This window comes from Micromonospora sp. CNZ322 (genome assembly GCF_007827755.1).
In genome coordinates this window covers 65,275-72,546 of the sequence record NZ_VITD01000024.1, presented here as the reverse complement: position 1 = coordinate 72,546, position 7,272 = coordinate 65,275, and the positions used below count along the sequence as shown (strand labels likewise).

Genomic DNA, 7,272 nt, shown 5'->3' with positions numbered 1-7,272 from the left:
GCAACTCTGAACAAGCGAACACCCGTGACTGTGTGCCGGGGTTGTTTGATATGTTCATAGAGTTACGGCGGTCATGGCGGAGGGGAAACGCCCGGTTACATTCCGAACCCGGAAGCTAAGCCCTCCAGCGCCGATGGTACTGCACTCGTGAGGGTGTGGGAGAGTAGGACGCCGCCGGACAATCTTCCAGTCGAGGGCCGCCCCATCAGGGTCGGCCCTCGACTGCGTAGCGCCATTGGTGGCGCAATCAGGAAGGATGTACCTGTGAGTTCAGGACCGCAGGGCGGAGACCGTCCCCGTCGTTACGAAGACCGTACTGACGGTGCGGGCGGAAGCGACCGCGGCCCGCGCCGCGATGACCAAGGCCGGCCCCCGTATCGGGGAGACCGCGACAGCGGCGGCGCCCGAGGCGGACACGCCGGCGGCCGCGACTCTGGCTCCCGTGGTGGTGACCGGGACAGTTCGCGCTCCAGCGCCCCCCGTGAGGGTGGCTACCGTGGCGGCGATCGCCGTGAGGGTGGTTTCCGGGGCGGCGACCGCGACAGTTCGCGTTCCAGCGCTCCGCGCGAGGGTGGCTACCGTGGCGGCGACCGTGATGGGTCACGCTCGGGTGCTCCGCGTGAGGGCGGGTTCCGGTCCGGCGCTCCCCGTGAAGGTGGTTACCGCGGCGGCGACCGCGACAGTTCGCGTTCCAGCGCTCCGCGCGAAGGTGGCTACCGTGGTGGCGACCGCGAGGGTGGTTTCCGTGGCGGCGACCGCCGTGAGGGCGGCTTCCGCGGTGGTGACCGCGACGGTTCGCGCTCGGGCGCTCCCCGTGAGGGTGGCTTCCGGGGTGGCGACCGCGACGGTTCGCGCTCGGGCGCTCCGCGTGAGGGTGGCTTCCGCGGTGGTGACCGTGAGGGTGGTTTCCGTGGTGGTGACCGTCGTGAGGGTGGTTACCAGGGCGGCGACCGCACTCGTTCCGGCCCGCCGCGTGAGGGTGGTTTCCGTGGTGGTGACCGCGAGGGTGGCTTCCGCGGCGGCGACCGTCGTGAAGGTGGCTTCCGGGGCGGCGACCGGGATGGCTCGCGTTCGGGCGCTCCCCGTGAGGGCGGCTTCCGGGGTGGTGACCGCGACGGTGGCTTCCGTGGCGGCGACCGCCGTGAGGGTGGCTTCCGCGGTGGCGACCGTGATGGCTCGCGTTCCAGCGCTCCGCGTGAGGGTGGCTTCCGGGGCGGCGACCGCGACGGTTCGCGTTCCAGCGCTCCGCGTGAGGGTGGCTTCCGCGGTGGCGACCGCGACGGTGGCTTCCGGGGCGGCGACCGCCGCGAGGGCGGCTTCCGCAGCGGCGACCGCGACGGTTCGCGCTCGGGCGCTCCGCGTGAGGGTGGCTTCCGCGGTGGTGACCGTGAGGGTGGTTTCCGTGGTGGTGACCGTCGTGAGGGTGGTTACCAGGGCGGCGACCGCACTCGTTCCGGCCCGCCGCGTGAGGGTGGTTTCCGTGGTGGTGACCGCGAGGGTGGCTTCCGCGGCGGCGACCGTCGTGAAGGTGGCTTCCGCGGTGGTGACCGCGACGGTTCGCGTTCGGGCGCTCCCCGTGAGGGCGGCTTCCGGGGTGGCGACCGCGACGGTTCGCGTTCCAGCGCTCCCCGTGAGGGCGGCTTCCGTGGCGGGGACCGTGATGGTTCGCGCTCGGGCGCCCCGCGTGAGGGTGGTTTCCGTGGCGGTGACCGCGAGGGTGGTTACCGGGGCGGAGAGCGTACCGGCGGTTTCCGGTCCGACGAGCGGCCGCGCCGCGACGGGGAGTTCCGTCGCGATGACCGCACGGGTGGCTCCGAGTCGTCCGAGGGTGGGCGTAGCTCGGCCCCGGCGCTACCGGACGACATTGTCGCGACCGACCTCGACAAGGATGTCCGCGCTGAGCTGCTCTCGCTGAACAAGCCGGTCGCCGAGTCTGTGGCCCGGCACCTGGTCGCCACTGGGCAGCTGATCGACGAGGACCCGGCCGAGGCGTTGGCGCACGCGCTGGCCGCCCGGCGGCTCGCGTCGCGCATCTCCGCTGTCCGTGAGGCGGTCGGCCTGGCCGCGTACCGCGCGGGGGAGTGGCAGTCGGCGATCGCCGAGCTGCGCACGTACCACCGGATGAGCGGATTGCAGAGCCACCTGGCCGTGCTCGCGGACTGCGAGCGGGCTCTCGGCCGGCCGGAGCGGGCCATTGACCTGTTCCGTGGCGCGGACCGGGAGAAGTTGGACCAGGCCGTGGCGATCGAACTGCTGATCGTCGCCGCCGGCGCGCGGGGTGACCTTGGGCAGAAGGACGCCGCGGTCGCGATGCTTCAGGTTCCGGACCTCACCAACGAGGCCACCGTGCCGTGGACGGCCCGGCTGCGGTACGCGTACGCCGACGCGCTGCTCGCGGTGGGCCGGCGCGAGGAGGCCCGCGAATGGTTCTCCCGCGCTGCCGACGTGGACACCGAGGGCGAGACCGACGCCGCCGAGCGGCTGCTCGAACTCGACGGCGTGGTCATCGAGGGTGACGACGAGGACGAGGCCGCCGAGGAGATCGCCGCGGGGCCGGGGGCTCCCGGCGCGGTGCCGGCCCGACCCGACGCCGACCTGGCCAGCGAGGCGAACGACGATGACGAAGATGTCGACGACGACGACGACGACGACGATGACGACGATGACGAAGATGTCGACGACGATGACGACGATGACGACGATGACGACGATGACGACGATGACGACGATGACGACGATGATGACGACGACGACGACGATGACGACGATGACGAAGATGTCGACGACGACGATGAGGACTTCGACGACGAGGAGGACGACGCTGTCGGCCGCCCCGCTGACGACGAAGGCTTCGACGGCGAGGACGAGGACCGTCACACCACCGAGAGCGGCAACGCCGACGCGGCCACCACTGGCGACAGCGGCGTGACCGACGGGGACACGGCGGACGGCGACGCGGCGAACGCCGACGGGACAGTGCCGGCCCGGGACGACGAGTCGGGGTCGACGCAGCGGTGAGCGCGGGCGTGGGGGAGCGGCTGGTCGACGGGTACACCCTGGTCGTCTTCGACCTGGACGGCGTGATCTACCTGATCGACCGGCCGATCCCCGGCGCCGTCGATGCGGTGGCCCGGCTGCACGCCGAGGGACGGGCGGTGGCGTACGCCACCAACAACGCGTCCCGCCGGTCCAGTGAGGTCGCCGACCTGCTGACCGGGATGGGCGTGCCGGCCCGGCCGGAGGAGGTCCTCACCTCCGCGGCCGCCTCGGCCGAGTTGCTGCGCGACCGGCTGCCCGCCGGCGCGTCGGTGCTGGTGGTCGGCGCGGAGGCGCTGCGCGCGGAGCTGCGCGCGGTCGGTCTGAACCCGGTCACCCAGGCCGATGAGAAGCCAGCCGCGGTGGTGCAGGGGTACGGCCCGCAGGTCGGCTGGGCCGAGCTGGCCGAAGCGTCGGTAGCGGTGCGGGCGGGTGCCATCTGGATTGCCACCAACACCGATCGGACCCTGCCCAGTGGGCGGGGGCCACTGCCCGGCAACGGTTCGCTGGTCGCCGTGCTGCGTACGGCACTGGAGCGGGACCCCGACGTGGTGGTCGGCAAGCCGGAGTCGGCGCTGTTCGAGACCGCTGCCAAGCGCAGTGGCGGTGGGCGGAGCCTGGTGGTGGGTGACCGGCTGGACACCGACATCGAGGGCGCCCGCCGGGCCGGGCTGGACAGCCTGCTCGTGCTCACCGGCGTCAGCGGCGTACCGGAGCTGCTGGCCGCCGAGCCGCGGCGACGTCCCACGTACGTCGCGAAAGACCTGGCGGGGCTCTTCGACCCGGCTGCCGCCGTGCGGGTCCCGGGCCCGGCGGACGCCGGCGGCTGGTCCGTGACGGACCGGGACGGCGCGCTGGAGCTGGCCGGGGCCGGTCGGCCGCTGGACGCCCTGGCGGCGCTCTGCGCGGTGGCCTGGTCGGCGTCGGTGCCGGCGCTGCCGAAGATCCGTCCGGTGGGCCCGGACGCGGCCCACGCGGTGGAGAGTTTCGGTCTGACCGCGGCGGCGTGAGCCGGGCGGCCGTCAGAGCAGCTTGCGCAGCTTGAGCAGGTCGAACGGGTTGGCCTTGATCGACACCCGGCGGGAGGTCACCGCGCTGGTGACGTCCAGGTCGCCCCGGACCAGGGCGAGCAGGTCGTCGCTGGACGTGCTCAGCGCGATCTTGGCCTTGGGGTCGTCGCCGTCGGTCAGCTCGACCAGTCGGCCGCCGGTGATCCGGCCGTGGAACGCGGTGTCCAGGTCGGTGATCCGGCAGGCCAGCGTCCGGTCCAGGTCGATCCGTTCGCGTACCGTCTCGGCGTTGCGATCCAACCGGGCGGCCAGCTCCTGCAACGCCTGCCGGCACTCGTCCACGCTGGCCACATCTCCCCCTTGTGATCGCCACGCCGTCCTCGGCACCGTACCGCACGGGTCGGTCCGGGGTGCCCGGTAGCGTGACACCTGCACACCCCGCCCCGTGGAAGGACTCAGGCATGCAGGACGCGTGGCGCGCCTACCTCGAGCTGGCCATGGGCCTTGCGGAGGCGCCCCGGAAGAAGGCCCAGGACGTGGCACGTCGCCTCGTCGGCTCCGGCGGCGCGACCGCCGCCCAACTCCAGGCCCTCGGCGAGGAACTGGTCACCACCGGCGCCGCCAACCGGGAGGCGCTGACCAAGCTGGTCCGCTTCGAGGTCGACCGGGCCCTCGGCGCGGTCGGTCTGGCCACCGCCGACGAGGTGGCCGAGCTGACCCGGCGGGTGCACGACCTGGAACGGCAGCTGCGGGAGGCGCGGTCGACCGAGTCGGCCGACGCGCCGAGCGCCGGCCCCACGCCACAACCCGACCCGACCGTCGCCGCGCAGCCCGGCACCGGTCTCGTGCCGTCCGACGCCTCGGCCGGTGCCCCGGTCTCCGCGCCGGTGGCGAAGAAGGCCGTCGCGAAGAAGGCGGTCGCCAAGAAGGCCATCGCCAAGAAGCCGCCGGCGACGATCAGCCGGACGGCCGACGAGGACGTGCCGACGCCGGCCGTGATGCCCGCCAAGAAAGCGGCGGTTCGCAGACAGCGGCCGGACGACGCCGAATGACCCGGCCCGGTCCACCGCCCGGCGGGTCGTTCCCGGCCCGGCCCGGTCCGCCGGCTGGCGGTTCGTTCCCGGCCCGGCCCGGCCCGCCGGTGGGTGCCCGCCCCGGGCCGCCGCCGGATCTCGGGGACGACGAGACACGGCATCCGGCGGTGGACGCCGCCGTGCGGGCCATCGCCAACGCGGCGACGCTCGCTCCCGCCGACCAGATCGCCCAGTACGAGGCGGCCTACGAGACGCTGCGGGAAACCCTCGCCACCATCGACCAGACCTGAGCGGGACGACCAGGCCTGAGCAGACCGGAGAACCACCCATGGCACGTCGTAACCGGCTGGACGCCGAACTCGTCCGCCGCGGTCTGGCCCGCTCCCGTGAGCAGGCCGCCGCGTTGGTGGAGGCCGGCCGGGTCCAACTGCGGGGCGTGGTCGCCCGCAAGGCGGCCGCGATGGTCGACCCCGCCGACCCGCTCCTGGTGACCGGTGCGGACCCGGCTGAAGAGTACGTCTCCCGGGGCGGGCACAAGCTCGCCGGCGCGCTGGCCGCGTTCGCCGCCGGTGGGCTGCACGTGGCCGGGCGGCGTTGCCTGGACGCGGGAGCGTCGACCGGTGGGTTCACCGACGTGCTGCTGCGGGCCGACGCGGCCGAGGTGGTGGCCGTGGACGTCGGGTACGGGCAGCTCGCCTGGCCGCTGCGTACCAACGAGCGGGTCCGCGTCCTGGAGCGTACGAATGTCCGTACCCTCGATGCGGACGCGATCGGCGGCCAGGTCGACCTCACGGTGGCCGACCTGTCGTTCATCTCGCTGCGACTGGTGCTGCCGGCGCTGGCCGGCTGCACCCGCGACGACGGTGACCTGGCACTGATGGTCAAGCCGCAGTTCGAGGTCGGCAAGGACCGGGTCGGCGCCGGCGGTGTGGTCCGCGATCCGGAGCTGCGCGCCGAAGCGGTGCTGGACGTGGCCGCGGCGGCCGCGCGGCTCGGCCTCGGACTGGCCGACGTGGCGGCCAGCCCGCTGCCCGGGCCGAGCGGCAACGTGGAGTTCTTCGTATGGTTGCGCCGGGGCGCACCAGCGGCCGACCCGGAGCGGGTGCGGGCCGTGGTGGCGGCCGGGCCGGACGGCTCGACGACGGCCGGCGGGGTGCCGGACGTGGCGGCGGAGGAGGTCGCAGGGTGAATGCGCGCAGTGAGGGCAGCGCAACGGGTCGCGCGGTGACACGCGGCCGTGTCGAGGCGACGGCGCCGGCGGCGCGACGCTGCCCGGTCCGGCGTGGGCGGGCGGCCCGATGAGCCGGACGGCGCTGCTGGTGACCCACACCGGCCGTCGGCGCAGCACGGAGCACGCCCGGTCGGTCGCCGCCGACCTGATCGACGCCGGTTTCGAGGTACGGGTGGTCGCCGACGAGGCCGACGACCTCGACCTGCCCGGCGTGGTGCCGGTCGCCGGCCCGCAGGCCGCCGAGGGCGCCGAGATCGTCTTCGCGCTCGGTGGGGACGGCACCTTCCTGCGCGCCGCCGAGCTGGCCCGGCCCGCTAAGGCGCCGCTGCTCGGCATCAACCTCGGCAAGGTGGGCTTCCTGGCGGAGGCGGAGATCGACGACCTGGACACGGCCGTCCGGGACGTCGTCGGCCGCAACTACACGGTCGACGAGCGGCTGACCCTGGACGTCACGGCCGAGTTCGACGGTGGGCCGACCATCGAGTCCTGGGCGCTCAACGAGATCAGCATCGAGAAGGGCGAGCGGGCCCAGATGCTCGAGCTGCTCGTCGACGTGGACGGCCGGCCGCTGTCGCGTTACGGCTGCGACGGTGTCGTCTGCGCCACCCCCACCGGTTCCACCGCGTACGCGTTCTCCGGTGGCGGGCCGGTGGTCTGGCCGGAGGTGGAGGCGCTGCTGCTGGTGCCGATCAGCGCGCACGCGTTGTTCAGCCGCCCGTTGGTCACGGCCCCGACGTCCACCTTCGTGATCACCGTCGACCCGTTCACCACCCTCGCCGTGCTCTCCTGCGACGGCCGGCGCGTCTACGACCTGCCGCCCGGCGCGCGGGTGACGGTGCGTCGGGGCGCCCTGCCGGTACGCATCGTGCGGCTGCGTCCCCGCCCGTTCACCGACCGGCTGGTGGCCAAGTTCGGTCTCCCGGTGCACGGTTGGCGTGGCAGCCGCCGGTGACCGTGGCGC

Annotated in this window: 7 protein-coding genes, 1 rRNA gene and 1 pseudogene; 8 read left to right on the top strand and 1 reads right to left on the bottom strand. The window is 73.6% G+C overall.

Annotated elements, in window-relative coordinates:
* The first annotated feature begins 63 nt into the window (after nucleotides 1-63).
* The 4 genes and pseudogenes from rrf to FB453_RS33040 all read left to right on the top strand — a co-directional run bounded on the left by rrf (nucleotide 64) and on the right by FB453_RS33040 (nucleotide 4,046).
* Nucleotides 64-180 (top strand): 5S ribosomal RNA (rrf, locus tag FB453_RS33050).
* Between the two features lie 316 nt (nucleotides 181-496).
* Nucleotides 497-1,915, top strand: coding sequence for a hypothetical protein (locus FB453_RS34550; protein ID WP_186718706.1), 1,419 nt, complete (start codon nucleotides 497-499; stop codon nucleotides 1,913-1,915).
* A 20-nt stretch (nucleotides 1,916-1,935) separates the two neighbouring features.
* Nucleotides 1,936-2,644: pseudogene (locus tag FB453_RS35250) on the top strand (tetratricopeptide repeat protein); the annotation flags it as partial.
* 370 nt (nucleotides 2,645-3,014) lie between these two features.
* The gene (locus tag FB453_RS33040; RefSeq protein ID WP_145796587.1) at nucleotides 3,015-4,046 is read left to right on the top strand and encodes an HAD-IIA family hydrolase; all 1,032 of its coding nucleotides are present in this window, start codon (nucleotides 3,015-3,017) and stop codon (nucleotides 4,044-4,046) included.
* A gap of 12 nt (nucleotides 4,047-4,058) precedes the next feature.
* Here FB453_RS33040 and FB453_RS33035 read toward each other — a convergent pair whose 3' ends face one another.
* Nucleotides 4,059-4,397, bottom strand: a complete 339-nt coding sequence (locus tag FB453_RS33035; protein ID WP_088947517.1) for an SCP2 sterol-binding domain-containing protein — start codon at nucleotides 4,395-4,397, stop codon at nucleotides 4,059-4,061.
* Between the two features lie 110 nt (nucleotides 4,398-4,507).
* Between FB453_RS33035 and FB453_RS33030 the strand changes: the two genes are divergently transcribed.
* The 4 genes from FB453_RS33030 to FB453_RS33010 all read left to right on the top strand — a co-directional run bounded on the left by FB453_RS33030 (nucleotide 4,508) and on the right by FB453_RS33010 (nucleotide 7,263).
* Nucleotides 4,508-5,098: a hypothetical protein gene (locus tag FB453_RS33030; protein WP_145796585.1), complete on the top strand. Its 591-nt coding sequence runs from the start codon at nucleotides 4,508-4,510 to the stop codon at nucleotides 5,096-5,098.
* The gene (locus tag FB453_RS33020; RefSeq protein WP_244220397.1) at nucleotides 5,095-5,370 is read left to right on the top strand and encodes a hypothetical protein; all 276 of its coding nucleotides are present in this window, start codon (nucleotides 5,095-5,097) and stop codon (nucleotides 5,368-5,370) included. The genes FB453_RS33030 and FB453_RS33020 overlap by 4 nt, the downstream gene beginning before the upstream one ends.
* 38 nt (nucleotides 5,371-5,408) lie before the next feature.
* The gene (locus FB453_RS33015; protein WP_112584264.1) at nucleotides 5,409-6,269 is read left to right on the top strand and encodes a TlyA family RNA methyltransferase; all 861 of its coding nucleotides are present in this window, start codon (nucleotides 5,409-5,411) and stop codon (nucleotides 6,267-6,269) included.
* A 109-nt stretch (nucleotides 6,270-6,378) separates the two neighbouring features.
* Complete coding sequence (locus tag FB453_RS33010) at nucleotides 6,379-7,263, top strand: NAD kinase (protein ID WP_091407282.1); 885 nt, start codon at nucleotides 6,379-6,381, stop codon at nucleotides 7,261-7,263.
* Nucleotides 7,264-7,272: the final 9 nt, after the last annotated feature.

Coding starts and splice junctions, on each gene's coding strand:
- FB453_RS33030 (WP_145796585.1), top strand. CDS start 4,508: ATGCAGGACGCGTGGCGCGCCTACCTCGAGCTGGCCATGGGCCTTGCG.
- FB453_RS33020 (WP_244220397.1), top strand. CDS start 5,095: ATGACCCGGCCCGGTCCACCGCCCGGCGGGTCGTTCCCGGCCCGGCCC.
- FB453_RS33015 (WP_112584264.1), top strand. CDS start 5,409: ATGGCACGTCGTAACCGGCTGGACGCCGAACTCGTCCGCCGCGGTCTG.
- FB453_RS33010 (WP_091407282.1), top strand. CDS start 6,379: ATGAGCCGGACGGCGCTGCTGGTGACCCACACCGGCCGTCGGCGCAGC.